This window comes from Egicoccus sp. AB-alg2 (genome assembly GCF_041821065.1).
GTDB lineage: Bacteria > Actinomycetota > Nitriliruptoria > Nitriliruptorales > Nitriliruptoraceae > Egicoccus.
On sequence record NZ_JBGUAX010000005.1, the window covers coordinates 223453 to 247966 of the forward strand.

Sequence of the window (24514 nt, forward strand, 5' to 3'; positions counted from 1 at the left end):
TCGCATGACCGAAAGGTCCTCCAGATCGGTGGGCGACGTGCCGATACCCGCCTCCACGACGAGGGGGACGCGTGGACGCGCACGACGACTGGGCCATCCGCATCGAGCAGCGCTACCTGCACAACGAGGCCGGCGCCGGCGCCCGCGAGAAGGAGCGGGAACACGCGGCCGGCAAGAGTCGCGGGCGACGGCTCGTCGAACGGCTGCTGGACACCCGCAGCGACGAGCGCAGCTGGCGCCGCGGCGCGGAGGGCGAGGAACGGGTCGCGGCAGTACTGGCCGGGCTCGGTGAGCGCTGGGCCGTCGTTCACGACCTCACGATCGGGCGCCGGGGCGCGAACCTCGACCACCTCGTGATCGGACCCGCCGGGGTCTTCGTGCTGAACACGAAGAACCTGACCGGGACGGTCACGGTGCACGAGCGGTCGGTCCGCCAGAACGGCCACCGGACCGGCTCCGTGCCCGGCCTGCTCCGCGAGGTCGAGGCGGTGCGGGACCGGCTGTCGGCGGCGGTCGGCCGGCCGGTGCAGCCGTGGGGCGCGCTCGTGTTGATGGGCTGCCGGATCGAGGTGAGGAAGCCGCTCGCCGGCATCGCGGTGCTGACACCACCACATCTGGCGGGGTGGTTGACGTCCCTGCCGGACGACGTGCTGAGCGGCGGGCAGGTGCTGGAACTGGAGCGGGCGGCGCGGACTCCGCAGACATGGCTGCCACCGAAGGCCGCGGCTGCGTCGAGGTCACCAGCACCAGCGCCGCCGGCCGCCTCGCCGGCGGTCACCGGTCCGCCATCACCGACAACTGCGGCCACGACCCCCGCTGCCTCGCTGTCGGCCGGCTCGGCGGTCCCCGCCGCTCCCCCAGCACCCGCCGCTGCGGCGCCGTCGCCTCCGCCGACCGCCGACGGCCGCGCGGTGACGGTCCGCCGGTGGCGCCGCTTTGGCAAGGACCGTCTCTACGCCAACGGTGCCGACGGGCTGCGGCTGGGCTACCTCGAGGTGGCGACCGGCGAGATCGTGCTGGAGGTCGCCGACCCGACCGGCCTGATCACGGCGCAGCTGCGTGCGAGCCATCGGGCCCTTGGCGCCGCAGCCACTCTGAAGGCCCGCACGGACAGCGTTGCCGGCGCACGGGTCGGGCGGGGCCATACTCGCCGCATCGAGCGACAACTACCGGGCGGTTCGGGTGATGGCGGCGTACGTGGCGATCATCGTTCCCGGTGACGGCGCGACCGAGGACGACCGCGCCGATGCCAGGGAGGCGGGACGGCGCTTGGCCGAGGCCGGACACACGATCGTCACCGGCGGGCTCGGCGGCGTCATGGAGGCTGCGGCCGAGGGGGCGGCGACGGTCGGCGGCATCTCCGTCGGGCTGCTGCCGGGCATGGACCGGCACGACGGAGCGGCGGCCCACACCGTGCTGGTGCCGACCGGGATGGGCGAGCTCCGCAACGGGCTCGTGATCCGTACGGCGGACGCGGTGCTGTGCATCGGCGGCAGCTGGGGGTCGTTGAGCGAGGTGGCGCTGGCGGTGCGGACCGGCCGACCCGTGGTGGCGCTGCGCGGCTGGCCACTGCCGGGCGATTCGGTCAGGACCGTCCCGAACGTGGAAGCCGCGGTGCAGGCCGTCCTCGAGCGGCTGTCGTCGAGCGGGCGCTAGCGGCCGATGACGCGGGTTCCGGCCGCCGGCAGCTTCGACCACCAGTGGCCGTAGCGGGCATAGGCCTGCGGATCGCGATCGGCGAACAGCGTGAGGAGGCCGCGTGCCTCGGCGGTGAGCGCCTCCCACGCGTCGTCGGGCAGGCGGTGGAACGGCAATACCTCGATGCCGTCGTCGACCGGCCGCCAGACGCCGCGGACGTGGCCGTCGACCAGCACGGTGGGCAGTACGTCGCCGTTGCGGCGCAGCACGGTCTGCCGGTATTCGTCCGGCAGCACGCGGCCGCGGTCGGCGTAGGCGAGCAGGATGCTGTCCCACATGCCGAGCAGCCGCGGCGGCGCCGGCGTGTCCTCGTCCGGGAGCGGCGCGTCCGGCAGGTCGTGAAGCGGCTTGCCGTCGGGCCCCTCGTGGACGACCAGTTCGTCGGCCATGGCCTGCATGGCCTCGCGGACGACGGTGCGCCGCTGCATCGCGAACTGGGCGACGTCCTCGGCCGAGGCCGGCCCGAAGCCCTCGAGGTAGCGCCGGATCAGCCCGCGCAGCGCCTCCGCCGGGGTGGGGCGCGGTGGCGCCGCGGGTGCGGCGACGAAGGTCGGCTCGCGACCGAACGACCACGGCTTGCCGGTAGGCGCGTGGAGCAGCGGCGCGAAGGTTCTCAGCGCCCACCACACGCCGCGCTCCGGGGGCGCGCCGAGGTGCTCGGCGAGCATCGCCTCGATGTCGCGTTTCGTGCGTGGCTCGGTGGCGAACGCGACCAGGTGCGGGAGCAGGGCGTCGGCATCCGCGATGGACAGGCCCGTCGAGGTGAAGCGGCGGTCGTTGAGCCGCGATGCCCGCAGGTTGCGCAGCATCGCCTCGTGGAAGGTCGTGTAGTCGTCGGCGTGGACCGCGTGCAGCGTGATGCGCATGAGCGTGGCCTTGACCACGGCGGTGCGCGCGAAGGCGGCGTCGAGGTCGGCCGGCTGGAAGTCGGCGAGCCGGTTCCACAGCGCGACGTACGGCGATGCCGGCTCCTGGGCCTGCAGGGCGACGACCCGCCGGACCGCGTCGGCAACTGGCCGGGCTTCCCGACGCAACAGCAACTGCCGGGCCAACGTGGCCCGGTTCAACCGCCGCGCGGAGAGCCGCATCGCCAGATCATAGATCGAGCTCAATAGGAGCTCGGCGAGTTGCACCGTGCGCTGACCGAGCGGCGCATGGCCGGGGAAGCTGGACGACTTCTTCGGCAGACCGGGCGGCCGATGATCTCTGCTGGTGCCTCACTTGGCACCTCCGCGCGGGCATCCGCGTCGATTCGGGGGATCCATATGAGCATGCTCGGCATTGCTGCGCGCTTCGGCATGGGCGCAGCGACCGTCCTGACGATGTCGCTGCTGCCGGTCGCGCCGGCAGGCGCTGACACCTACTCGGCCGTGATCCAGGGCGTCGTCTTCAGCGACGACAACGGCAACGGTGTCCGCGACAACAGTGAGATGCGCCTGCCGGTCGTGCCGGGCCAAGTCCTGCTGGAGGGCGGCTTCTATGGCGGACAGTTCAGCGTAGGAATTTGGGACGATCCCTACGGCGATCACAACGGTGGGTGGGACGCCGAATTCATCTTCGATGAACTTCCGGCCGGCACATACCAGGTCGAGTTCGAGCCCTACTACGAATGCCAGTTCACGACGCCGAACCCCGTCGAGGTGCGGGTCGAACGCGGACGCACCCACACGTTGAACTTCGGGGTCCGCTGCGCGACCGGTGTCATCGAGGGAGCCGTCTTCGAGGACGACAACAAGGACGGCCTGTTCGGCAACCGTGAGTACGAATTGTCGACGCCCGTCCGCGTCTTCCGGGATGGCGTGCAGGTCGCCAGCCGACGTGGCCGGTTCCTCGTCGAGGAACTGATGCCGGGCACCTACACCGTGCGCGCCGATGTGCCTGCGGGGTACGTGGCGACGACGACGACCTCGCGAACCGTGACGATCCGTACCGGCGACCGCATCGAGCGTCTGCGTTTCGGCTTCCAGAGAACGCCGAGCGTGTCCGTCGCCGCGTCGCCGACCAAACTCGTTCACGGCAACTCGACGACCGTTACCGGACGCATCCTCCGCGGCTCGACGGCGCTCAGCGGCAAAGCCGTCCGTCTGCAGGTGCGGCACACGACACAGGACCCCTGGCGTGACGTGGCGCAGGTGACGTCCGACCGCGATGGGCGCTTCTCCTTCGCCGTCAAGCCGTCCCGCAACCTCCAGTACCGCTGGAGCTTCGTCGGTGACACGACCACTGTGCCGGGCAGTAGTTCGCTCGTGTCGGTCACCGTCGAACAGCGAGTGACGGCCACGCTCAGCACGACGTCCATGTCGGTCGGCCGAACCGCCACGCTCGACGGCAAGGTCTCGCCCGCTCACGCGGGCCAGCCGGTGGTACTGCAGCAGAACGTCAATGGCATCTGGCGCAAGGTCGCGGAGACGAAGCTGAGCTCCACCAGCACCTATCGGTTCCGACTCTCGCCAACACGCGCCGGTACCTACACCTACCGCGTGGTTCGGCCCGCCGACGCCGACCATGCCCTGGGCACCAGCCCGACCCGCAAGCTCACTGTCCGCTGATTCTCACGAGGTGTTCTGATGAAGCCGCGCTTGCTGGCGTTCGTACTCCTGGGTGTCGCCACCGCGACCCTCGCCGTCTCTGTTGCGGGGCTGAGCGTCAGCCGCTCCCAGGCTCGTGTAGAGCTTTCCAACGTCAGCCAGGAGCTTCACGACCGACAAGGCGAGGCAGAGGCCTTGGCGACCCGGGTGGAAGCGCTGACGGAAGAGGCGTCCCAACTCAAGGCTGCGTCGTCGACGGAGGTCGCGCAGCTTCGCGACGACGTCGAGCGCCTGGAGGCCGAAGCCGAGGAACTGCGCGGCCTGCTCGTCGCGGCAGAGGCCGAGGTCGACAGCGCGCGGGCCGCGCAAGCCGACGCCTCCCCCGCTGCTGCCGAGCCCGCGACTGCCGAGCCCGCGACCAGCGCTTCGGACAGCCAGACGCCGCCCAACGCTTGCGACCAGCTCGGAGGCTGGCACGAGAACGGCTCGGACTGGTGCGCCCAGCTGCTGCGAGACATGGAGCAGTGCGAGCAGGAGAAGGTCGGCGACCCCAACTGGGTCGAGTTCGAGGATGCGTTGTGGGAGAACGTCGTCACGGGTGAGATCTCGACCTGCGATGTCTGACGTCTTGGACAGCGAGAGGCGCAGCGCCGGCCCACGGGTGCTCCGAGAACACCTGCAGGCGACGTTGCGCGATCTCGACCCCGAAACGATCGGCCCGTACCGACTGCTGGGACGGCTCGGGCAGGGCGGCATGGGCGTCGTCTACCTCGGTGTAGCGAACGACCGCCCTGTTGCGGTGAAGCGCATGCATCCGCACCTGGCCCATGACGACGGCTTCCTCGCCAGATTCGCGCGGGAAGCGCGCCTCGCCCAGACGGTCGAGGGCCAGTTCACGGCCGACGTGGTGGCGCTCGACCTGACCGACAACCCGCCGTGGATCGCCTCCGAGTACGTCCCGGGGATCACGCTCGCCCGCCACGTCGCCGAGCATGGTTGCCTGGATGGTGAGGAGCTGGCCGCGTTCGCCCTGGCGGTCGCAGAGGCGCTGTGCGGCATCCATGCCGCCGAGGTCATCCACCGCGACCTCACACCCGGGAACGTGCTGCTGACGGGGGCCGGCCCCCGAGTCGTGGATTTCGGTATCGCCGCCTGTCGCGACGGCACGGCCATCACCACGACCGGGCAAGCGATGGGAACGCCGGGCGCCGTCGCTCCGGAGGTCGTTCGGGGGAATCGCGCGACCGCAGCGGCGGACGTGTTCGCGTGGGGCGCGCTGGTCTGTTTCGCCGCCACGGGCGCGAACCCATACGGAGCTGGTACGCCCGAGCAGTTGCTCTACCGGCTCCTCGAGGGATCACCCGACGTTCCAGAGTTGGACGAGCCACTGCGTGCACTGGTTCGCGCCGCTCTGAGTGACGACCCGGCCCGTCGGCCAACGGCCGGCGGAATCGTCACCGAGCTCAGCGGTGCGAGCGAGGCGGTTTCGGCGACGCCGGTCACCGACCTCGTCACGCACCGATGGACCATTACGCCCGAGCTGACCACGGTCGCCATCGGCGCACTTCCGCGACGCGGCCGGACGGGGCCGGCCGTGGCGACCGTGGCCGCCCTCCTGGCACTCGGTGCCGTTACGGCCTACTCCTTCGATCTCGTGTCGCTGGAGGCGGTACGTGCCGTCGGTCAAGCCGTCGAGCCGGTCGATGGGGAGACGTCGGCGGCCGACGTGCGCGTCGATCGCGTGGCGGGTGTCGACCTCGAGGGCACGGCGCCGTCGCCCTCGTCCGGGTCTGCTCCGTTGCGGCCGGAGCAGGCAGGGACGCCGTCGCAGGCGGATGCCGAGCAGGCAGCCGAGCCGCCGGGGTCGAACGAGCAGCCGTCGACCTCCCCAGGCGAAGGCGTAGCGGAGGGCCGACTGCATGCGGCGTCCGCCAATCTCGCCGCGCTGCTGCCCATGCTGCACGACGAGGTGGACCGCCGGGTCATCGAAGGGCGGGAGCGGGAGACGGCCGTACTTGTGTCCAAGCTCTCCACGCCCGTGTGGGCGGCGACGAGTTCACGGTGACGCTCGCCGTCGAAGACCGAAACGAGTTCGTCGTCGCGGATCGCGTCGAAGTAGATGCCTGCGGCCACCTTGATGAGATCGCACATGACGACGTCGACATCCTCTACGTGTACTGCCAAGGCGGCGCCTCTGCCCGTTATCTCTACGCGATCGAGGTGGACGGTCTCGACCTCCGCGTGCATGGCAACGACGGTGAGCGGCTCGGGTGGTTGGTGCAGCACTGGGAGCGCGACGAGTTGCCGGGACAGGCGGACCGCCTGCATCTTCACGAGCGGATCTGCGAGCCCTCGTGTGCCGAGGGCAGCTCGGTCATCTACACGCTCGAACGTCCGACGGGCTGGAGCTGGAACCTGACCTTGTGCACATACGAGGACGGGACACGGCGAGCTGCACCCACGTTGAACGCCTCGTTCACGACCTACCTCGACGTGTGTTGATGCCGCGGCGACTGAGCCCCGCGTCGAGAGCAGGCCTCACCAGTCGTCGTTGGCTCCACCGTCGTCGGTGAAGTCGTCGACGTCCCCGAAGCCGACGTCCCCACTCGCCCAGCCGTCGAGGTCGGACGCGTGGGTCTGCAGTTCGACGTTCGCGGCCCACATCACCGGCCGGGAGTCGTCGTGCGACGCGTCGCCACCATCGCAGGTGTCGTCCTCGGCATCGGCGCAGTGCCATGCGGCGTCATCATCCGCGCCCGTGGCGGCGTGGTGCTTCGCGTCGGCCTCCAAGTTGCGTCGAGCGCGGTCCTTGCCGATGTAGAAGCCGATGACGGCGCCGTCGACGAACGCCTCCTCTTCGCGCAGCCGCCGGATCGGCAACGACTCCGCCGCCTCGCTCGCGAGCGCGCTCGGCCTGGCGTCGGCGACCGGGATCACTGGCGGTGCAGCCGCTGACGGCGGGGCAGGCGGAGGTGACGGCCGCGGGCGCGGTGGTTGTGGGGCCGGCGACGTCGATGGAGCGCCACCATCGACTCGCGGGCCAACGTCCGCCCGACTGGAACGGCGGTACAGCAAGGCGGCAGTCACCACGACACCAGCCACGAACGCAATTACCAGTTCCAACGCTCGCCCTCGCTTCCTGCCGTGCCTGCCGGAGCGCATCGACACTGCCGCCTCGGCCGCCCGTGTCCGACGTCAGTGAACGACGGAGGTGCGACAGGTCATGCTGCGGCTTCGATCTCAACGGCCTGAAGCAGCTGCTGCCACGCCGCTTCCACGGCTCGGGTGCGCTCGTCCGCCGTGACTCGTAGCCGCTCGGCCGTGCCGCCGATCCGTCGTGCCGCCTCGTCGGCCAGATCGGCGACGCGCGCGGCAGCCCACTCCACCAGCTCGTCGACGTCGGCAACGACCAGCTTCTCGAGCTGCGGCCCGACATCGCTGAGGACGCGCTCGCCGGCCCGTGACACCGTGTCGATGATGCGCGCCTTCGTTCCCACACCGTACTCACGGGCCGCCGTCGCGTAGCCGTCCTGCATTGCCTCGTCGATGACCAGCTCGAGACCCTCGAGCACGTCACTTCGTGTCCGAGTGATCCGGCTCCGGATCTCGCCCGCGACGCGTTCCGCATCGTGGAGGACACCCAAGAGTTCGCTGCGCTGTGTGTCTGCGAGCGCTTCGATGAGCCCCCGCTGGGCCCGAATCTCGGCGGGCAACACCGACACCAGCGTGCGTCCATAATCGGCGACCGCGGCCTGCACGCCGGTGTCATAGGCGGAGACGATCCGCTCGAGCTGGTCTCCGAAGAACTCTGGCCAGATGAGGGCGATGCTGTCGAGCAACGGCCGAGCCACCTCACCCGAGAGCTGTACTCGACCTGCAGTGCTGCTGAGGAAGGTCCCGCCGTCACGGCAGGCGCAGCGCAGGGTGCTCCAGTGGAAGCGGTGAAGGTCGACGGCGATGTGTGTGCGCGCCTGTTTCGCCGCGCGCCGGCTGCCGTCGACGAGCTCATCGAGGAAGCGATCTCGCGCACGACTCAGCTGCAGGCGAAGAGTTCCTTGCAACTGCCTGAGCGCCGCATTCAGTGCCCGCCCCGCGTCATCGGTTGCGATTGCGAGTTGGCCACCGAAGGCGTCGAACTCGCCCAGGGCTTTTCCCGAGTCAGCGGCCGCACGCGCCTCGAGTACCTCGGCCTCGACGGCGCCTAGCTGTGCGGCCAGATGCTGAGCGTGCCGATGCACGTGTCCCTCACCGGCGGTGTGTTGCAGGTAGCGCACCAGTGCTGGGATCGCCGTGTCCTCCGGGGTGGCGAGAACCGGCGGGTGAACGGACCGCATGGCCTTCAACTGGACCAGGCGGTTGTGCGCCGACACCGTGAAGATGGGCAGCTGACCCACGGCCGCCTGCAGCGGCACGGACTCCCGCTCCGAGGCGCGCTCGAGGTCCGCGACGAGCTCGCGGACTTGGGCGCGGACGGTGTCGACGCAGCGGGCGTTGCGGGCGCGGGCGATGTCCACCGGCGAAATGTTCTCGGCCAGCTCCAAATCGTCAGCGTCCACGGAGAGATCGATGTTGTCGGCATGCGTGCCGACGAACACCAATCCGCCCTCCCGGCCCTGCATCACCAGTCGGCGAAAGAGGTCGCCCTCCTTGAGCGCGTCGGTCAGGTCCCCCGTGAGTGCGCGCCGCATGTCGAAGACGACCCAGACGTACTCGCTGTGCTCGAGGTAATCGCGCGTAATGGCCTCGCGAGCCGCGTTCGGGTCGTTGAGGCCTGGAAGGTCCACGAGGCGCCCTCCGCCGGCCAGTGCTTCGAATGGACCGGCAATCCGCACTAACTTGACCAGCGGCCACAGGTCACCATCGGACGTGACGTAGCGGCGCAGTTCGCGTCGTAGGGCGTCTCCGCTACTCGCAGAGACCGTTCGCCGCCCATCGCTCAAGGCCTCGGTCACCGCTGGCGGTTCGAGCAGATCGGTGAGGGAGAGCGAGGTCGAGAAGCTGGCGACCGCGTCTTGCCCGAAAAGGCTCCGCAGCTTGCGCTCCACCTCACCGCCCGGCGGTAGGGCGCCGTCCGCGCCTTCTTCACGCCCGGTGTGCAGCTCATCCCGATAGCGCTCGAGTTCGGCCTCCCAGGATCGGCGCGTCACGAACTCGACCGTCGCCGTGTATCGGGGCCCGTGACGAACCTCGATCGCCGCGGAAGTGCATGCGCGGGAGTTGTTGCTCGCCAAGACGCGCTCGCCCAACACCGCATTGATGAGCGTCGACTTGCCGGCTCCTGTGCCGCCGAGCAGGGTGACTCGGACCGAGGGCACGCACTCCGCCGCAGCCGCGACATGATGAAGGCGGTCCGACCAGGAGTCGAGTCTCTCGGCCAGCGGCTGAGGCAGTTCCGCGCCACCCGCGGTGAAGACCCGCTGGCGAAGCATCGCGAGCTCGGACCGGAGGGCCATCGCTCGTGTATGAACGGGCTGCAGTGTCGTTTCGACGATCGGCCTGGTATCGAGCTTCCCGGCTGCCGTCCCCTCCATCGCGGGTATTGTCCTGGGGCGGCCACCCGGCGGCAGTTCCGATGGCGGTGGGGACGGTGGTGGGCCGGAGGCGAGCCCGAACGACTCCAAGATCCGGAAGGCGGTGTCGTTCAACCGTCGGACGTCGCCCCAGTCCAACGGCTGGTTGTGAGCCCACCGGTTACGAACGTCTCGAACCTCATGGAGATAGCTTCGCGTCGACCGGTGCTTCGCCAGCGGCTTCCAGACCTGATCCCAGGTTCCGAGGATGGCACTGATGACGGCCGCCGGGTCGTTGATCGCGGCGGTGCGATCCGGCTTTCCGTGCCGAGCGTTGGCACGTTGCAGCCAGTCGTCCCGCCCCTCGTAGTGCGGGCGCAGGCGACGCTCGGCCAGCGGGGCCAGCTCCGCAGCCAGCGCGATGAGAATCCGGTCGACCGTCTCCCTTGGTGTCTCCGCAACCGCCATGTCGGCCCCCGTCGCCTCGCGTGCAGCAGCGCGAGGCCCTGCACCTGGGGCCTCGCAATCGGTTCAGCTCCCCCATCGGCGCTCGGCGGGCCAGCTTCACGGCTTCTTCACCGGTGTCTCCGGCAGCGCACATCTGTCCAAGCTGAGGCTGGCAGACGATCAGTCGGTGACGGCACCGCCAGTCGCGCTGGGGAGCCGGTCGAGCAACTGGCGCGGGCCGGAGACGGCGGCGCCGAGCGCCTCGACCCGCTCGCGCAGCGCCCGGTCGGCCGTCACCACCTCGATGTCGTTGCCGTCGTCCGCGGTGACGAGTTCGACGATCCGGTCGTCCGCGGCGTCGCGACCTCGGCGTCGCGCGTAGCGGACCTCGAGCTGGTCGTTTCGGCCTTCGGGGAGGCCGGTCACCGGCCCGCCGTCGACGACAAGCACCACCTCGGCGTCCGTGGCGGCCGCGAACGGCTGGAGACGGGCGGCAAGACGACGCACCGCCCCGTCGCGGTCGCGCCACCAGCCGTCGGGGCGGCTGCCGATGACGTTCATGGCGTCGATGTACAGGATTCGCATCGACCACACCGTACGCGCCTAGCGTTCGTCGGCACCGAACCACGGTCAGCCGCCGGCTCGGGCGGAGCGACGACGAACCCAGGGAGGCGCGCGATGAGCGACGACTCGGCGACACAGGTACGCGAGGAACGTGTCACCTACCAGGCAGGTGACACGAAGCTGGTCGGCTACCTCGCGACGCCGGCCACGACCGCGGAGCCCGCGCCGGGCGTGCTGGTGTTCCCGGAGTGGTGGGGCGTGACCGAGTACCCGCGCCAACGTGCCCGGCAGCTGGCCGAGCTCGGCTACGTCGCCTTCGCGGCCGACATGTTCGGCGACGGGGTCACGACCGACGAGGTCGAGGAAGCGGCGCGGCTGTCGGGTGACACGCGGCTGGGGCCGGTGAGCCGGGAGCGGGGACGCGCGGCGTTGGAGGTGCTGACGTCCCAGCCTCAGGTGGACGTGTCACGGGTGGCCGCGATCGGCTTCTGCTTCGGCGGTGACGTCGCCCTGGAGCTGGCGCGTGACGGCGCCGACCTGAGCGCCGTGGTGGCCTTCCACGCCAGCCTCACCTCGATCGAGCCGGCGGGTGCAGGGCGGTTCGAGCCGAGCGTGCTGGTCCTGCACGGCGCCGACGACCCGCTGACGCCGCCGGAGCGCGTGGCCGCCTTCGAGGACGAGATGCGTGCCGCCGGGGCGGACTGGCAGCTGGTGTCCTACAGCGGCGCGGTGCACAGCTTCACCAACCCGGAGGCCGACACCGCCGGTCTGGACGGCGTCGCGTACCACGCGACCGCGGCCCGCCGCGCGTGGGAGCACCACCTCGCCTTCCTCGAGGAGGTCGTGTAGGGCCTGCCACGGCGGCCTCGCGCCCGCTCAGTCGCAGTCGTCGGGTGGCACGCCCTGCACGTCCATGACGCGCAGCGATGCCTCCTCGGAGCCTTGCTCGGGGACCCGCCACACCATCCGTTCGTCGCCGAATGACGACTCCCCCATCGGCGCGACCATCTCCCGCGTGTCGGCGTCGTACAGGCCGGTGCGCGGTCCCGGCTCGAAGCAGGAGCGCACGATGGCGTAATGGCTGCCGCCGGCGTGGCGGACGTGGATGCTCGTGTAGCGCAAATCGGGCAGGCGCTCGATCACCCCGTGCGCCGCGAGCTCCTCGACACGCGCCGCGACCTTGTCGAAGGCGATCCCGTCGTGGGTCTGCCGCAACAGTTCGTGGTCGACTTCGCCGGTGGCCAGCAGCTGTGCCTCCGTGGCAAGTGCCGCGGCGACCAGTTCGAGGTACTCGAGCTGTTCGTGCGCCGGGAGTCCGCCGTCGTCGGCCGGCTCGAGCGGTGGCAGCGGCTCGAACAACGGGTCGTCGTCGCGGATCGGGGGCACGTGGTCGAACGACGGTTCGTGGCGCTTCGGAAGTTGGTGGGGCGCGGTAGCTGGGTGAGCGGCCGCTGAGGGTGCTGGGACGAGCACAGGGACCCCGCGAGGATGGGGGTGTCTGAAGCCACCCAGCCTGGGGATCCCTGTGCTCGTCGAGCCTACGTTGCTGTGCCGTGCTCTGGTCGGACTCGCCGACATCGATGTCGTCGGCGTGATCGGCTGGACTGTTCCGATGCAGGTCCACATCGCCTCCACACTCGAGCGCCCGGACTGCTCGAGTTGCGGATCGGCGGCGAGGATCAAGCAGACGATGCGGCGTCGGCTGGTCGATCTGCCCTCGTTTGGCCGCCCGGTCGTGACGGTGTGGCGCCAGGTCCGCTGGCACTGCCCGGCTCCGGTGTGTTCAGCGGGGTCGTGGATGCAGACCGATGATCGGATCGTGATCGGCAACCGTGGCATCACCGACCGCGCCGCCCGTTGGGCGTGCGAGCAGGTCGGCCGTCACGGCCGCTCGGTCACCGAGGTCGCCGCCGATCTCGGCTGCGACTGGCACACCGTCAACCGGGCCGCGATCGCCTACGGGCTCGCCTTGGTCGACGATCCCGACCGCATCGGACCGGTCACCACGCTCGGGCTGGATGAGACCGCGTTCGTCCGGCTCGGCAAGTTCCGTCACCGGCTGTGGTCCACCCAGCTCGTCGGTGACGGCCAGCTCCTCGACGTCGTGCAGGGGCGTGACGCCGCCCCGGCGTGCGCTTGGCTCGCTGCCCGGCCCGAGACGTGGAAGGCCGGGATCGAGTGGGTCACGCTCGACCTGTCCGGTTCCTACCGGGCGGTCGCGGACACGATGCTGCCCGACGCGGCCCAGGTCGCCGATCCGTTCCACGTCGTGCGGGTTGCGAACGAGCGGCTCGACGAGGTCCGCCGCCGCGTGCAGAACGAGACGCTCGGCCACCGCGGCCGCAAGACCGATCCGCTGTACCGCACCCGCCGGCTGCTGGTCATGGCCGACGAGCGGCTCGACGACAACGCGCGTGAGCGGCGTCGTGGGCTGCTTGCCGCGGGCGATCCCAAGGGGCAGGTCGCCGACGCCTGGACCGCCAAGGAGGCCGTCCGCGAGATCTACCGCATCGGCGATCCCGACCTGGCTCTCCAGTGGGTCACGGAGCTGGCCGACACGCTCGACGACCGCTTCTACAGCCCCGAGATCCGCCGGCTCGGACGCACCCTTCGCCGTTGGGGTCCACAGATTGCAGCCTGGCACGCCTCACGCGCCTCGAACGGCCCCGTGGAGGCCGTCAACAACCTCGCCAAGCGCATCAAGCGGGTCGCATTCGGCATCACGAACTGGACCCACTGGCGCGTCCGAGTGCTGCTCTACGCCGGCCGTCCAGACTGGACGAAGCTCGCGACCATCACCCCGGCCGCCCCGTGAACTTCCGAAGAGCCCGGTTCGTCCGCCGCTGTCGGCGGTGCGTCGAGCTCGGGTTGCGCGCCTTGCTCTCCTGGCTGTGCGGTCGGTGGCGCCGGCTCGGCAACCGGTCCCGCCGCGGCGACCTCGTCACGGTCGCCGCTGTCACTGCTGCCGACGGCGCCGCCGCTGTTGCTGCAGCCGACCAGCAGCGCGGCGAGCGCGAACGCACCGGTGAGCTGTCGGCTCACAAGGGGCATGCGGGCACCCAGCCGTCAGGCGTGTCGGCATGTACGGCAGGCCGCTCGAATACCCGGTCCCAGCCGCCCAGCGGTCGGTGTCGCGCCGCGAGGTCCCGTGCGTGGCGCTGCAGGCGGTGACGCGCGGCCTCGGCGGCACGGCCGGAGGCGGCTTCCAGCGCCGCCGACAACGGCTGGTCGCGGGTCAACGCATCGACGTCGTGGGCGTGCACGGTGTGGCCCCATCGCCAGGCCGTGTAGACGACGTGGAGCGCGTCCTCGTCGAGGCGATGCCGTGCGGCGTCGTCCAGCACGCTCGCCACCGGTGACATCTCCACGTCGAGGTCCGAGGCGACACCAAGACCGCCGACCGGCAACTGCCGGACCCGCAGCTCCGAGCCCGCTCCACGCCGCAGGGCCGACGTCAAGATCCAGGTCACGGCGACCGTCGGCCGGCCGGGCTCGTGCAAGTCGGAGACTCGGCCGGGGAGCGCGACGACGAGGCCGTCGGGGGCGCGCTCGCCCGCGATCACGGCCAGCTCGGTCAGAGGATCGATGTCGTCGCCGGGCCGCTCGTGCCGGCTTCGGACGATCAGGTCGGCCGCGCCGTTGGTGAAGCAGGCGAGCAGCGCTGCCGGCCGCTCGTCCCCGTCGAGCGGTCCCAGGAGGTCGGCGAGCCACGTCTCGTGGTCGTGCCAGTCGAGAGGCGTCGTCAACGTCGGCCCTCCCGTGCGATGGTCGACGGCGACGCGTCCGACCGCGACGCGTTCGAGCGCGAGGCGGCTGACCGCGGGGCGTCCGACCGCGAGGCTGCCGACCGCGCGACCGGGCCCGTGGTAACGGTTCGGCGGCGGGCGAGATCACGGGCACGCCGGCGGTCCGCGGGTCTGACCTGTCGCTCGAGGTTCCTGGGGACTCGGGTGAAGCCATAGCGGTCCTGCCAGCCGGGTGCCACCTCGACGACCACGCCCCAGCGCGAGAGCGCGTAGACGGTGCCCAGCCGCGCCGGGTCGTCCTCGCGCATCGCCGCGTCCTGGGCAAGGGCGTGGCGCAGGCTCGGGCTCCAGACGCCGTCGTCGAGACGCTCGGGGTCGCTCCAGCGGACCTCGCCGTCGACGACCTGCTGGTCGAGCAGGTATGCCTCGACCACCGGCTGGACGCCCTTGCGTTGCGCCACCTCGACGGTGATGCCATAGGTGGCAAGCGCGGCTTGGAGGTCCGAGTCCTGCACCTGGGGGTCGGTACATCGCGCGCTGCTGAACAGCAGGACCTGGCGGATCCCGAGCAGCGCCACCGGCCCGATCAGCAGCGAGTTCATCTCGTGCTGGCGGGCGTGCAGCACGCCGAAGCCGACCTGGACGCGGATCGTCGGCTGGCCGTCCTCGAAGCCGTACAGGGTCGGCCGCACCTGCAGGCCGCGGCGCACCGCGATGGCTGCTTCCTCGCCGGCGCTGCCGATCGGATCTTCCCACCGTGGCGGGCTGCTCATGTCACCCTCTCGTGCTTGGTCACCGAGGCAGCCTGCCGCAGTTCGGTGAGACTGCGGATCTGGGATGCTGCGAGCCTGTGGATGGGAGACGACATGAGGTACGCGACCGCGGTGGGGCACCTCCGGATGGTCGCCGAGGCGTGTGCGGAGGCGGCCACCCTTCCGCCGTTGGGCGACTTGCCGCAGCCGTACGTGCTGGGCGCCTACGCGTTCGGTGACATCCTCGACGTCCCGGACGAGTCGGAGGGCACGGATGTCGCCTTCGTCGTCGACGCGAGCGTCGACGAGCTGCCGTGGGGTGTGGAGCCGCCGGCACTGCGGTGGTTCGTCGAGCGTGCCCGGATCGACCGCCACCCGATCCGGTGGTTCGCGCGACCTCGCGACCTGCCCGTCGGCGACCACCGCATCGTGCGCCCCGTCCGCCTGTGGGACGCCGAGCACGGCATCGACGAGCAAGCGTTCGAAGCCCTCCGCGGACGCCGTCCCGAGGACGTCCGGACGCCCGCACCACCGGACGCCGAGGTGCAGGCGGCGCTCGAACGCCACCTCGACCTGACCAGGAAGGCGTTGGACGAGGTCATCGACCGGTTCTGGGACCGCGACTGGCGCCGGGAGAACTCCGGCGGCGGCCGCTACCCCGAGCACACGCTGTGGGAGCTGGCGTGGGGCGTCCGGGACCTCGAACGCGCGCTGCACGGCAACTGAGCGACGCCGCGGCCGGGTTTCGCCGAGAGGTCAGCCCGCGTGCTCGGGCGTGTGGCAGACCGCCTCGACGTTGTTGCCGTCCGGGTCGCGGACGAACGCGCCGTAGTAGCCAGGGTGGTACTCGGGCCAGACACGCGGTTCGTGCAGCACCTCGGCACCGAACGCCGTGGCCGCGGCGAAGAAGGCGTCGACCGCCGCCCGGTCCGCCGCCACGAACGCGAGGTGGGACTCCCGGAACCCGGAACCGGTCTGGTGCGGGCCGATCCAGAACGTCGGCTGGGGCGGCACTCCGTAGCCGATGACCGGGCCGAACTCGAGGAGACGGCGGCCACCCAGCGGGGCCAGGACGGCGTCGTAGAACGCCGCGCTCACGGCAGCGTCCTCGCACTGGATCGAGACGTGGTCGAGCATGACGATCCTCCGGTCGGCGCTTCGGGCCCTCGCGATGATGGCGGGGCAAGAACGCGAGGACCGTACGCCGTCGCCCCGGATCGAGGCAGGGATTCACAGCAACCCGATCCCGCCGGAAGCGGACCCTGGAGCGCTACGTTCTACTACGACTGCGCTACGCGGGGAGGGCCGCGCATGCCGTCCAGCACGTCGTTCCGTCTCAGTGAGCAGGCGAAGGCGCGCCTGCAGCGTCTCGCCGACGAGGATGGCATCAGCGCCACCGCCCTGCTCGAGCGGCTGATCCTCGAAGGGATCGAAACCCTCGACCACCCCGGGATCGTCTACCGCGGCCCGACGTCCGATCGCCGGCCTGCCGTCGCCGGCGGCCCCGACGTCTGGGAGATCGTGGCTCGCCGGCGTGAGCTGCCGGGCGCCGAGGAGGAGCGCATCGAGACGCTCGCCGAGGAGAGCGGCGTCCAGCCGCGACAGATCCGCCTCGCACTCGAGTTCGCGGTCCGCCATCCCGAAGACGTCGATCGACGGATCGCCCGCCGCGAAGAGGCCATTCGCGAGAGCCAGCAGGCTGCCGAGCAGCGCCGGACCTACCTGGCGTGAGGTTCCTCGTCGACGAGATGTTCCCGCCCGCGACCGCGCAGGTTCTGCGGCGAGACAGCGACCAGGAGGCAGAGCACGTCACCGAGGTCGGGTTGGCCGGCGCCGACGACGCTGACGTCGCGTCGTTCAGTCGGGCTCACGGCGCCGCGGTCGTCACCGACAACGTGGCCGACTTCGCGCGCATGGACGACCTCGTCGTCGTCTTCGTCCTGAAGCGACGGCTGCCCGCCGGGAACGCGCAAGCCGCCGCGATCGCGTCGCTGCTGCGCCGCTGGGCCGCCGACCACCCGCGCCCATACGTCGGTTACCACTGGCCGACCTGAGTCACCGGCGGGTCGCCGCTCCAGTCACTCACCCAGTTCGAGGCCCGCGACCTTCGCCGCCGCGAGGACGTCGTCGAGGAACGGCGCGATCGGGCCGCCCGGCTGGTCGAAGATGACGGCCCGGTCGAGGCCGGCCTCGGCATGGCGGTGCAACGCGCCTGCCACGTCGTCGCGGTCGCCGGCTGCGACGAAGACGTCGAGGTGGTCCTCGGTGACGAGGTCGGCGCGTGGCGCACCGGCCCGCAGCCCGTCCGTGAACGCCCGGGCCAGCTGCGGGTCGAGACCGGCGACCCGCGTGATGGCGTGGTCGCCGTGGACGCCCAGGAACGACGCGACGAACGACCGGATCGCCTCGCGAGCCACCCGGCGGTCGTCGTCGCAGCGCACCGCGACGTAGCTGCTGATGCCCTGATCCAGCTCGCTCCCCAGCCGCTGGCGCGCCCACGCCACGTAGGCCGGCGCGGACAACACCGACAGTAGCACGCCGTCCGAGACGTGACGCGCGAGATCGAGAGCGCGGGGACCCTTCACGCCGAGGACGATGGGCACGTCACCGGCCGTGAACGACAGGCGAGCGTCGACCGTCCCCGCCAGCCCCCGCTGCCGGATGGGGTCGCCACGCAGGCCCGCCCGGACCAGCTCGACGGCTTCTCCCAGGCGCCGGAGCGGCTGCTCGAAGGGAATCCCGAGCTGCTCCTGCATCCAGCGGGCGTTCGAGGCACCCAGACCCAGGACCACGCGCCCCGGTGCGAGCTCCTGCAGCGCGGCCGTCTCCATGGCCGTCAGCACCGGATGACGCGTCCACGGATTCACCACGCCGATGCCCAGCCGGACGCGTGACGTGGCGGCCAGGATCGCGCCGGCGAGCGCGAAGGCCCCGCGCTCGAAGTAGTCCTCGGTGATCCACACCTCGTCGATGCCGGCGGCCTCCATCCGCCGTGCGACCTCCAGCGCATCGGCCGCCGTGCGCTTCCCGGAGATGGCAAACCCCAGCCGCATCAGGGCGCGACTTCCGCCGAGAACCGGCTGACCGGCGTCCTGTCCTCGCTGACCTCGAGGTACCGCGCGAGCTGATCCAGGTCGGGATCGATCACCGGCACGTCCGGCAGCCGCTGCGCGGTCGTGGCGATGTCCTTGAGGCCGGTCGAGGTGGCGAGGCACACGACCCGGCTGTCACCGTCCAGCTCCCCCCGCGCGACCAGCTGCTCCACGGCCAGCAGCGTCGTGGCCGACGAAGCCTCGAGGTACAGGCCGGTCCGGCGGGCGATGCGTAGCTGGGCGTCGATCGTCGCCTGGTCGTCGAACGGTCCGGCGGCCGCGCCGTCGCTGGCGCGCAGTGCCGCGACCCCCTGGTGTGTGGCCGTCGGCGTGGCGATCGAGAACGACACGCTGGCACCGGCGGCCACCCGGGGCAGCACCCGCGTCTCTGCGTCCATGGCAGCGGCGTACGCACCGAAGGGATCAACGGCGATCAGCCGCGGCTGGCGGCTCGTGACGCCCAACTCCGCCAGATCGGCGAAACCGCGCTGGACGCCGGCCAGCCCGTCGGCATAGGCGCTGGGCACCACGACCGCGTCGGGAACGTCCCCCAGCTGCTCGTGGAGCTCGAAGGCGATGGTCTTGTAGCCGTCGATGCCGAAGGGGTTGGAGCCCAGCGGCGGATCGAGGAACCCGGACACCGGCACCCAGCCCCACGCGTCGACCGCCTGGCGCAGCAACTGCCAGCGCTCCGGGCCGGTCCGCAGCGCCACGACCTCGGCGCCGTAGGACTGCATCAGCACCTTCATCGTCAGCGGAACCGATTCGAGCGTGAGCACGACACACCGCAGCCCGGCGGCCGCGGCGTACGCGGCCGTGGCGGCGCCGTGGTTGCCGGTGGTGGCCAACGCGACGGTCTTCGCGCCGCGGGCCCGGGCGTCGGTGATGGCCATGGCCGCGAGGCGGTCCTTGTACGACCAGGTCGGGTTGCGGGTCTCGTCCTTGAACCACAACGCTCCGACGCCGAGGCTCGCACCCAGATCCGGTGTCGGCACCAGCGGCGTGTTGCCCTCGGCCAGGCTGACCGGGGTGACGTCCGCGGCCAGCGGCAGCCGCTGGCGGTACCGGAAGATGCCGGGCTGGGTGGGGTCGGGCGCGGCCGCGTCAGTCGTCCCGGCGCCGTAGGTCGGCAGGACGTTGGCGTGCACGCCGTCGCGAGCACACGCCGGGCAGCCCGTCCAGGGTGCGACGGCGTCGACCTGCGTGCCGCAGCGCACGCAGGCGAGCCGGCCGGTGTAGTCGCTCACGCCGACACCACCCGCAGGGAGCGGTCGGAACTGGTGAGCATCCGGCAACCTCCGTCGGTGACGACCAACGCGTCCTCGACCATCATCCCGCCCCAGCCCAGTTCGTAGTAGGGCGTCTCGAAGCAGAAGGTCATGCCCGGCTCGAGGGGAGTGTCGAACGACGGTGCGATGATCGGCGGCTCGTAGACCTCGCTGCCGATGCCATGGCCGCAGTGCTGCCGGCGGTAGGGGCGCAGGCCGTGTGCCTCGACCGTCTCCACCGCCAGGTCGAACAGCTCCCGGGCCGTCACGCCAGGCCGGACGCGTTCGAGCTGAGCTTGCTCGCCGGCGCAGATGGCGTCGTAGCGCTGCTGCTGCAGCGCCGTCGGCTCCCCCACGACGGCCGTGCGTCCGATGTCGGACCAGTAGCCCTCCAGCACGCAGCCGACGTCGAAGCGCAGCAGGTCTCCTGGCTCGAGCGGCCGGTCGCTGGGCGCCGCGTCGGCGAGCGCGCTGCGCGGGCCGCTGGTGACCACGACGAACCTCGGCGCGCCACCGCCGGCGACCATCGCCTGGGCGACCTCGGCGGCGAGCTCGCGTTCGGTGATGCCGCGGCCGGCCTTGAGGATGGCACGGTCGATGCCCTCCTCGGCCAGTCGCGCCGCGCGCCGCAGCAGCTCGACCTCACCCGGCAGCTTCGTCGCCCGCAGCTGCTTGGCCCAGCCGGCGGCGTCCTGGACGCCGATCCCCTCCGGGAGCGCGGCCGACATCGCCGGCCAGGCGGCCCCGAGTCCCTCGACGTCCACGCCGAGGGTGCGGCAGCCTCGCGCTCGCGTCGTGACGGCCACCTGTGTCGCCTCGGCCAGACTGGCGTGCAGGTCGGCGGTCGGAGCCGGCACGGTGTCGGCGTCCGCCGTCTCGAAGTAGAACCTGCCGAACGGCACGATCGCGTCGAGGTCGACCCCGGCGTCAACCGCGGGCGCGGCATCGGCGACGGGACAGATCAGGGTGACGGCGTCCGGGGTCACCAGCACGGCCATCTGGTGCTGCCGGAACAACTCTCCGGCCACACTGCGGTACCCCGTCGCGTACGCGACGTTGGCCGGTGAGCCGGCGAGGTAGGCGTCGAAGGGCGCTTCGGCCAGCGCCGCGCGCAAGCGGTCGAGTTGCTGCGCGACGAGCGCCGTGCGGTTGTCGGCCGGCGCGCCACCAGGGGAAACGGACACGGGAACCTCCAGAACTCGTGGCAGGTCACAGCGACACCGCGGTTACAGGAAGCGCTCCATCACGTCGCTTCGGAACGTCTCCATGGCCTTGAGCGTCTCGCCGACCGTGTCGCAGGCGAACAGCAGTCCGGCGAAGGTCTGCACGCCCGCGTCGAGGTACTCCTGGATCCGGTCGGCGACCTGGTCGGGCGTGCCGACGAGGTTGCGCGCCAGCAGGTCGCCGTCCTGCTGGTCCTTGAGGGTCGAGGCCGACAACGACTCCATGTGCTTGTAGACCTGCGACGACCGGAACCGTGACTCGGCCTCCTCCTGCGTGGCCGCGACCGACACGCCGAGTTGGAGGGCGACCTCGAAGTGCTCGGGCAGCTCCCGCCCGACGCTCGCCGCCGATTCCCGGATCGACGCGAGCCCGGCCGCCATCTCTGCGGGTGTGAGGCAGGCGGGCAGCCACCCGTCGACCAGCCGTCCGGCCCGGTCCTTCGAGCCGGCGCTGTTGCCGCCGGACAGCAGCGGCAACGGCTGCTGCAGTGGCTTCGGGTAGCTCTCTACATCGGCGAACCGGATGAACTCGCCCTCGAAGCTGGCCCGGCGCTCGTCGAACAGCAGCTGCAGCGAACGCAGGGCCTCCTCGGCGTAGCGCCCGCGGTGCAGCTGCACGTCCGGGTGCAGCGCCTCGTACTCCTCGCGGTAGGCACCGATCCCGACGCCCACGACCAGGCGGCCGCCGCTGAGCTGGTCGATGGTCGCGAGTTGCTTGGCGGCCACGACCGGGTGACGGAACGGCAGGACCAGGATGCAGGTGGCCAGCCGAATCCGCTGCGTCTTCGCGGCGACATAGGCGAGGTAGCCGAGCGGGTCGAAGAACCGTGGCGGGTCGGCGAACTCCTCGCGCACGTAGGCCTGGGTCGAGAGGTGGTCGTTGCCCCACACGGAGTCGAAGCCCAGCTCCTCGGCCGCGACCGAGAGCTCGACCGCCTCCTGCACGTCGGCGTAGGGGACGGGATACATCATCCCCTCGGTGCCGGTGGGGACGCCCAGCCCGAAGCGGGGGGTCACGCCTCCACCGCCGCGTCGGGCTTGCGCTGCGTCGCCGGGCGCGTGACGAGGGACAGGACCGCGTAGACCACGCCGGCGATCACCAGAGCGGCGACCGGCTCGACGGGCAGGTCGACGAAGTAGGCGAACACGGACGTCCCGATCCAGGCCACGATCGCCTCCCAGCGCAGCGGCGGCACGTCGAGGGTGGCCGCCGGACGGCGGATGTGTCCGAGCACCCAGAAGTGCGTGATCACCACACCGGCGAACGGCGGCGTGACGATGCCGATGATCTGCAGGAACGACAGGAAATTGGACGCGAAGCCGAGGAATGCGACGCCCACGGCGATCGCGGTCGACAGCACCACCCACACCGGCTTGGCGACGGTCTTGCCCAGCAGCTCGCTCGCGTGGGTGAAGGCCAGGGAGGCCGAGTACAGGTTGTTGTCGGTCGTGGTCCACAGCGCCAGGACCAGGACCACGACGGCCGGCAGCAGCAGGCCGAGCGCGCTCATGGCCGCGACGAAGTCCGGCGTCCCGGCCTCGTTCGAGCTGATCATGGCGACGAACTCGAAGAAGCCCGCCCCCAGCACGTACCCGCAGAAGGTGGCCAGGACGACGTCTCGCCCACGCTTGGCGTAGCGCGCGATGTCGCTGGTCAGTGCGGCACCCGTGATCCAGGTTGCGAAGACGGCGGTCATGCCGACACCGAAGCTGATCGGGGTCTCCGGGACGGCGTTGATCGCCGTACCGAACCCACCTTCGGAGCGCGCGAGCGTGACCAGACCCATGATCGAGAGCAGCACCAGTGCCGGCGCGGCGAAGCGGCTGATCCAGGACAGCCCCGTGAACCCGAACATTGCCGTCGACAGGACGGCCACGGCGAACAGCAGCACGACCGCCGTCCACGGGATCCCCGGCACGAGAGCGGTGAAGGCGTTGCCGAAGGCATCCAGCAGTACGCCGATGAAGCCCATCGCCAGGATGCCCAGCACGAGCGACACGACGATCGAGCCCACACGTCCGAAGACGCTGCGGGCGATCAGGTAGGAGGTCATGCCGGTGCGGTAGCCGATGAGGCCGATGAGGCTGGCGACGACGACCAGCAGGCCGTTGCCCAGCAGGATGGCGGCGACGCCTTCGCCGAACCGCAGGCCACCGCCGAGGGTGCCCCCGACGAGGAACCCGGAAACGCTGATCGCCCACCCGAAGGCGACGGCGACCAGTTGGAAGGTCGACCGACGCTGGCTGATGGGGACCGCCTCCAGCGCGTGGTCGTGCAGGAAGGCTTCGGTCGCATCACCGTCGCCTTGTGTTCCTCTCACAATCTCCGTGTCCTCGCTCACCTTTCTTGCCCTCTCTCCGCGCCGTTGCTCCCAGCACGGTCGCCCGTCTCCCGACGGAACGATCATGCCGACGAGGCTGGCGCGCGGCTAGCGTTGGATCGCCCGAACTTGGAGGCGTCGACATTGTGACTCTCCCACAAGTGGCTGCATCGCTGTCGGGTGCGGTCGGCGAGCTCTCCCGACGCGTCGTCGAGCTGGTCTGGGAGCGCATCCCGGGCTACCAGCCGCCACGCATGCGCACCGAAGAGCTGGCCGAGGCCGTGACACCCAACCTCGAGTCCGTGATCGCACGGCTGGCCGACGAGGCGCCCGATCCCGCCGATCGTGAGCGGGCCCGCCGCATCGGCGTCAGCCGCGCCTTGCAGGGCGTGCCGCTGGACGCGGTCGTGCTGTCCTACCGATGTGCGGAGCGCGTGATCACCGACGCGTTCGTAGACGCGGGCAAGGACCTGACCGGCGACGAGCTCCGCGACGGGCTGCGCCGCATCGCCGACGCGTTCGACGACCTGGCGACCACCTCGATCGAGGCCTACCGGGTCACCACCGAGGAGGTGACCGCGCACTACGACCGGCTCGCCGGCGACCTGGTGACCGGGCTGACGGCCGGGACGCTCCGTACGCAGCAGGTCCAGGAGCTGGCCGCGAGTCTCGACTGGGAGGAGTCGCACACGGATGTCCGCGGCCTGGCGCTCGCCACCGGGGAGGGTGAGGTCACCGACGTCGTGGCGCTGCAGCGCGAGGTGCTGGCCGTGCTCGGCCGCGGCCGGGAGGGCCGGATCGTCGCCGGCTCGGTGGACGGCTGCGACGTCCTACTCGTGCCCGGTGAGCTGGGCGGCCGCGTGATGCAGGAGCTCGCCCGGACGCTCGAGCACTACGGCGCACTAGCACCCCACCTCACGGTGGGCGGGGCCGTCGCGAGTCTGAGCGAGGCGGGAACGTCCTGCCGTCAGGCGCTGTCGGCGATGCGAGCCGTGCGGCGGTCCAGATTGCCGGCACGCGTCGTGACGTACGAGGCCATGCTGATCGACGTGTTGGCCGGTGCCGACCGGGAAGCGGCCGCCGCCCTTGTGGAGCGCTACCTGCGCCCGCTGAAGGGCCGCCCACAACTTCGCGAGACCCTCGAGCAGTTCGCCCGGTGCGACCTCTCCATCAGCCGCACGGCCGAGGCGCTGATCGTGCATCCCAACACGGTCTTGTACCGGCTGGGCCGTATCCGCGACCTCACGGGCGTCGACCCGCGGTCGGCGATGAACCTGTTCGCCTTCATCGCGGCGCTGCGGGCCGAACCGGCCCTCGAGGACGCGTGATCACGCCGGCCCTGCTGGCGGCCTGATCGGCACCCCG

The 24514-nt window shown here is 71.0% G+C and carries 25 protein-coding genes; 12 read left to right on the forward strand and 13 right to left on the reverse strand.

Going from position 1 to position 24514, the window contains the following annotated elements; translation table 11 throughout:
• Positions 1 to 71 precede the first annotated feature (71 nt).
• Complete coding sequence (locus ACERM0_RS10920) at positions 72 to 1220, forward strand: nuclease-related domain-containing protein (RefSeq protein WP_373678624.1); 1149 nt, start codon at positions 72 to 74, stop codon at positions 1218 to 1220.
• The gene (locus ACERM0_RS10925) at positions 1186 to 1656 is read left to right on the forward strand and encodes a TIGR00725 family protein (RefSeq protein WP_373678625.1); all 471 of its coding nucleotides are present in this window, start codon (positions 1186 to 1188) and stop codon (positions 1654 to 1656) included. Before ACERM0_RS10920 ends, ACERM0_RS10925 begins: the two co-directional genes overlap by 35 nt.
• Here ACERM0_RS10925 and ACERM0_RS10930 read toward each other — a convergent pair.
• Positions 1653 to 2786: a winged helix DNA-binding domain-containing protein gene (locus ACERM0_RS10930; RefSeq protein ID WP_373678626.1), complete on the reverse strand. Its 1134-nt coding sequence runs from the start codon at positions 2784 to 2786 to the stop codon at positions 1653 to 1655. The genes ACERM0_RS10925 and ACERM0_RS10930 overlap by 4 nt on opposite strands.
• A 183-nt stretch (positions 2787 to 2969) precedes the next feature.
• Between ACERM0_RS10930 and ACERM0_RS10935 the strand changes: the two genes are divergently transcribed.
• Genes ACERM0_RS10935 through ACERM0_RS10950 form a run of 4 tightly spaced genes read left to right on the forward strand, consistent with a single transcriptional unit; the run spans position 2970 to position 6728 of the window.
• Positions 2970 to 4247, forward strand: coding sequence for a hypothetical protein (locus ACERM0_RS10935; protein ID WP_373678627.1), 1278 nt, complete (start codon positions 2970 to 2972; stop codon positions 4245 to 4247).
• Positions 4248 to 4265: 18 nt separating this feature from the next.
• Positions 4266 to 4850: a hypothetical protein gene (locus ACERM0_RS10940; protein ID WP_373678628.1), complete on the forward strand. Its 585-nt coding sequence runs from the start codon at positions 4266 to 4268 to the stop codon at positions 4848 to 4850.
• Positions 4843 to 6291: a serine/threonine-protein kinase gene (locus ACERM0_RS10945; protein WP_373678629.1), complete on the forward strand. Its 1449-nt coding sequence runs from the start codon at positions 4843 to 4845 to the stop codon at positions 6289 to 6291. The genes ACERM0_RS10940 and ACERM0_RS10945 overlap by 8 nt, the downstream gene beginning before the upstream one ends.
• Positions 6267 to 6728 (forward strand): hypothetical protein, encoded by a 462-nt coding sequence (locus ACERM0_RS10950; RefSeq protein ID WP_373678630.1) that lies wholly within the window; start codon positions 6267 to 6269, stop codon positions 6726 to 6728. Before ACERM0_RS10945 ends, ACERM0_RS10950 begins: the two co-directional genes overlap by 25 nt.
• Positions 6729 to 6764: 36 nt before the next feature.
• Here the strand turns inward: ACERM0_RS10950 and ACERM0_RS10955 are convergent, their stop codons facing one another.
• From ACERM0_RS10955 to ACERM0_RS10965, 3 genes are all read right to left on the reverse strand, one after another.
• Entirely contained in the window at positions 6765 to 7163 is a 399-nt protein-coding gene (locus ACERM0_RS10955; protein WP_373678631.1) for a hypothetical protein, read from the reverse strand.
• A gap of 284 nt (positions 7164 to 7447) precedes the next feature.
• Complete coding sequence (locus ACERM0_RS10960) at positions 7448 to 10204, reverse strand: dynamin family protein (protein ID WP_373678632.1); 2757 nt, start codon at positions 10202 to 10204, stop codon at positions 7448 to 7450.
• A gap of 159 nt (positions 10205 to 10363) precedes the next feature.
• Positions 10364 to 10768: an NYN domain-containing protein gene (locus ACERM0_RS10965; protein WP_373678633.1), complete on the reverse strand. Its 405-nt coding sequence runs from the start codon at positions 10766 to 10768 to the stop codon at positions 10364 to 10366.
• Positions 10769 to 10861: 93 nt separating this feature from the next.
• On the opposite strand from ACERM0_RS10965, the gene ACERM0_RS10970 reads away from it, so the two are divergent.
• Positions 10862 to 11596, forward strand: a complete 735-nt coding sequence (locus tag ACERM0_RS10970) for a dienelactone hydrolase family protein (RefSeq protein ID WP_373678634.1) — start codon at positions 10862 to 10864, stop codon at positions 11594 to 11596.
• 27 nt (positions 11597 to 11623) lie between these two features.
• Here the strand turns inward: ACERM0_RS10970 and ACERM0_RS10975 are convergent, their stop codons facing one another.
• On the reverse strand, positions 11624 to 12133 hold the full coding sequence (locus ACERM0_RS10975; protein ID WP_373678635.1) for a hypothetical protein: 510 nt from the start codon (positions 12131 to 12133) through the stop codon (positions 11624 to 11626).
• A gap of 226 nt (positions 12134 to 12359) precedes the next feature.
• Here ACERM0_RS10975 and ACERM0_RS10980 point away from each other — a divergent pair, with 226 nt between their 5' ends.
• Positions 12360 to 13562, forward strand: a complete 1203-nt coding sequence (locus ACERM0_RS10980; RefSeq protein WP_373678636.1) for an ISL3 family transposase — start codon at positions 12360 to 12362, stop codon at positions 13560 to 13562.
• Positions 13563 to 13785: 223 nt separating this feature from the next.
• On the opposite strand, the gene ACERM0_RS10985 is transcribed toward ACERM0_RS10980, so the two are convergent.
• The gene (locus tag ACERM0_RS10985; protein ID WP_373678637.1) at positions 13786 to 14493 is read right to left on the reverse strand and encodes a hypothetical protein; all 708 of its coding nucleotides are present in this window, start codon (positions 14491 to 14493) and stop codon (positions 13786 to 13788) included.
• The gene (locus ACERM0_RS10990) at positions 14490 to 15266 is read right to left on the reverse strand and encodes a hypothetical protein (RefSeq protein ID WP_373678638.1); all 777 of its coding nucleotides are present in this window, start codon (positions 15264 to 15266) and stop codon (positions 14490 to 14492) included. Before ACERM0_RS10990 ends, ACERM0_RS10985 begins: the two co-directional genes overlap by 4 nt.
• 93 nt (positions 15267 to 15359) lie before the next feature.
• On the opposite strand from ACERM0_RS10990, the gene ACERM0_RS10995 reads away from it, so the two are divergent.
• On the forward strand, positions 15360 to 15971 hold the full coding sequence (locus ACERM0_RS10995; RefSeq protein WP_373678639.1) for a hypothetical protein: 612 nt from the start codon (positions 15360 to 15362) through the stop codon (positions 15969 to 15971).
• A 30-nt stretch (positions 15972 to 16001) separates the two neighbouring features.
• On the opposite strand, the gene ACERM0_RS11000 is transcribed toward ACERM0_RS10995, so the two are convergent.
• Positions 16002 to 16382 carry a VOC family protein gene (locus ACERM0_RS11000; RefSeq protein WP_373678640.1) on the reverse strand — a complete coding sequence of 127 codons (381 nt, stop codon included), beginning with the start codon at positions 16380 to 16382 and terminating at the stop codon, positions 16002 to 16004.
• Between the two features lie 174 nt (positions 16383 to 16556).
• On the opposite strand from ACERM0_RS11000, the gene ACERM0_RS11005 reads away from it, so the two are divergent.
• Positions 16557 to 16976 carry a ribbon-helix-helix protein, CopG family gene (locus ACERM0_RS11005; RefSeq protein ID WP_373678641.1) on the forward strand — a complete coding sequence of 140 codons (420 nt, stop codon included), beginning with the start codon at positions 16557 to 16559 and terminating at the stop codon, positions 16974 to 16976.
• Positions 16973 to 17299, forward strand: a complete 327-nt coding sequence (locus tag ACERM0_RS11010; protein ID WP_373678642.1) for a DUF5615 family PIN-like protein — start codon at positions 16973 to 16975, stop codon at positions 17297 to 17299. Before ACERM0_RS11005 ends, ACERM0_RS11010 begins: the two co-directional genes overlap by 4 nt.
• A gap of 24 nt (positions 17300 to 17323) precedes the next feature.
• Here the strand turns inward: ACERM0_RS11010 and ACERM0_RS11015 are convergent, their stop codons facing one another.
• Genes ACERM0_RS11015 through ACERM0_RS11035 form a run of 5 tightly spaced genes read right to left on the reverse strand, consistent with a single transcriptional unit; the run spans position 17324 to position 23149 of the window.
• A complete protein-coding gene (locus ACERM0_RS11015) occupies positions 17324 to 18298 on the reverse strand; it encodes an LLM class flavin-dependent oxidoreductase (protein WP_373678643.1) in 975 nt (324 codons plus the stop codon).
• Positions 18298 to 19584: a pyridoxal-phosphate dependent enzyme gene (locus tag ACERM0_RS11020; protein ID WP_373678644.1), complete on the reverse strand. Its 1287-nt coding sequence runs from the start codon at positions 19582 to 19584 to the stop codon at positions 18298 to 18300. The genes ACERM0_RS11015 and ACERM0_RS11020 overlap by 1 nt, the downstream gene beginning before the upstream one ends.
• Positions 19581 to 20789, reverse strand: a complete 1209-nt coding sequence (locus ACERM0_RS11025; RefSeq protein WP_373678645.1) for a M24 family metallopeptidase — start codon at positions 20787 to 20789, stop codon at positions 19581 to 19583. The genes ACERM0_RS11020 and ACERM0_RS11025 overlap by 4 nt, the downstream gene beginning before the upstream one ends.
• A gap of 42 nt (positions 20790 to 20831) precedes the next feature.
• Entirely contained in the window at positions 20832 to 21845 is a 1014-nt protein-coding gene (locus tag ACERM0_RS11030; protein ID WP_373678646.1) for an LLM class flavin-dependent oxidoreductase, read from the reverse strand.
• Positions 21842 to 23149 carry a cytosine permease gene (locus ACERM0_RS11035; protein ID WP_373678647.1) on the reverse strand — a complete coding sequence of 436 codons (1308 nt, stop codon included), beginning with the start codon at positions 23147 to 23149 and terminating at the stop codon, positions 21842 to 21844. Before ACERM0_RS11035 ends, ACERM0_RS11030 begins: the two co-directional genes overlap by 4 nt.
• 161 nt (positions 23150 to 23310) lie before the next feature.
• On the opposite strand from ACERM0_RS11035, the gene ACERM0_RS11040 reads away from it, so the two are divergent.
• Entirely contained in the window at positions 23311 to 24477 is a 1167-nt protein-coding gene (locus ACERM0_RS11040; RefSeq protein ID WP_373678648.1) for a PucR family transcriptional regulator, read from the forward strand.
• Positions 24478 to 24514: the final 37 nt, after the last annotated feature.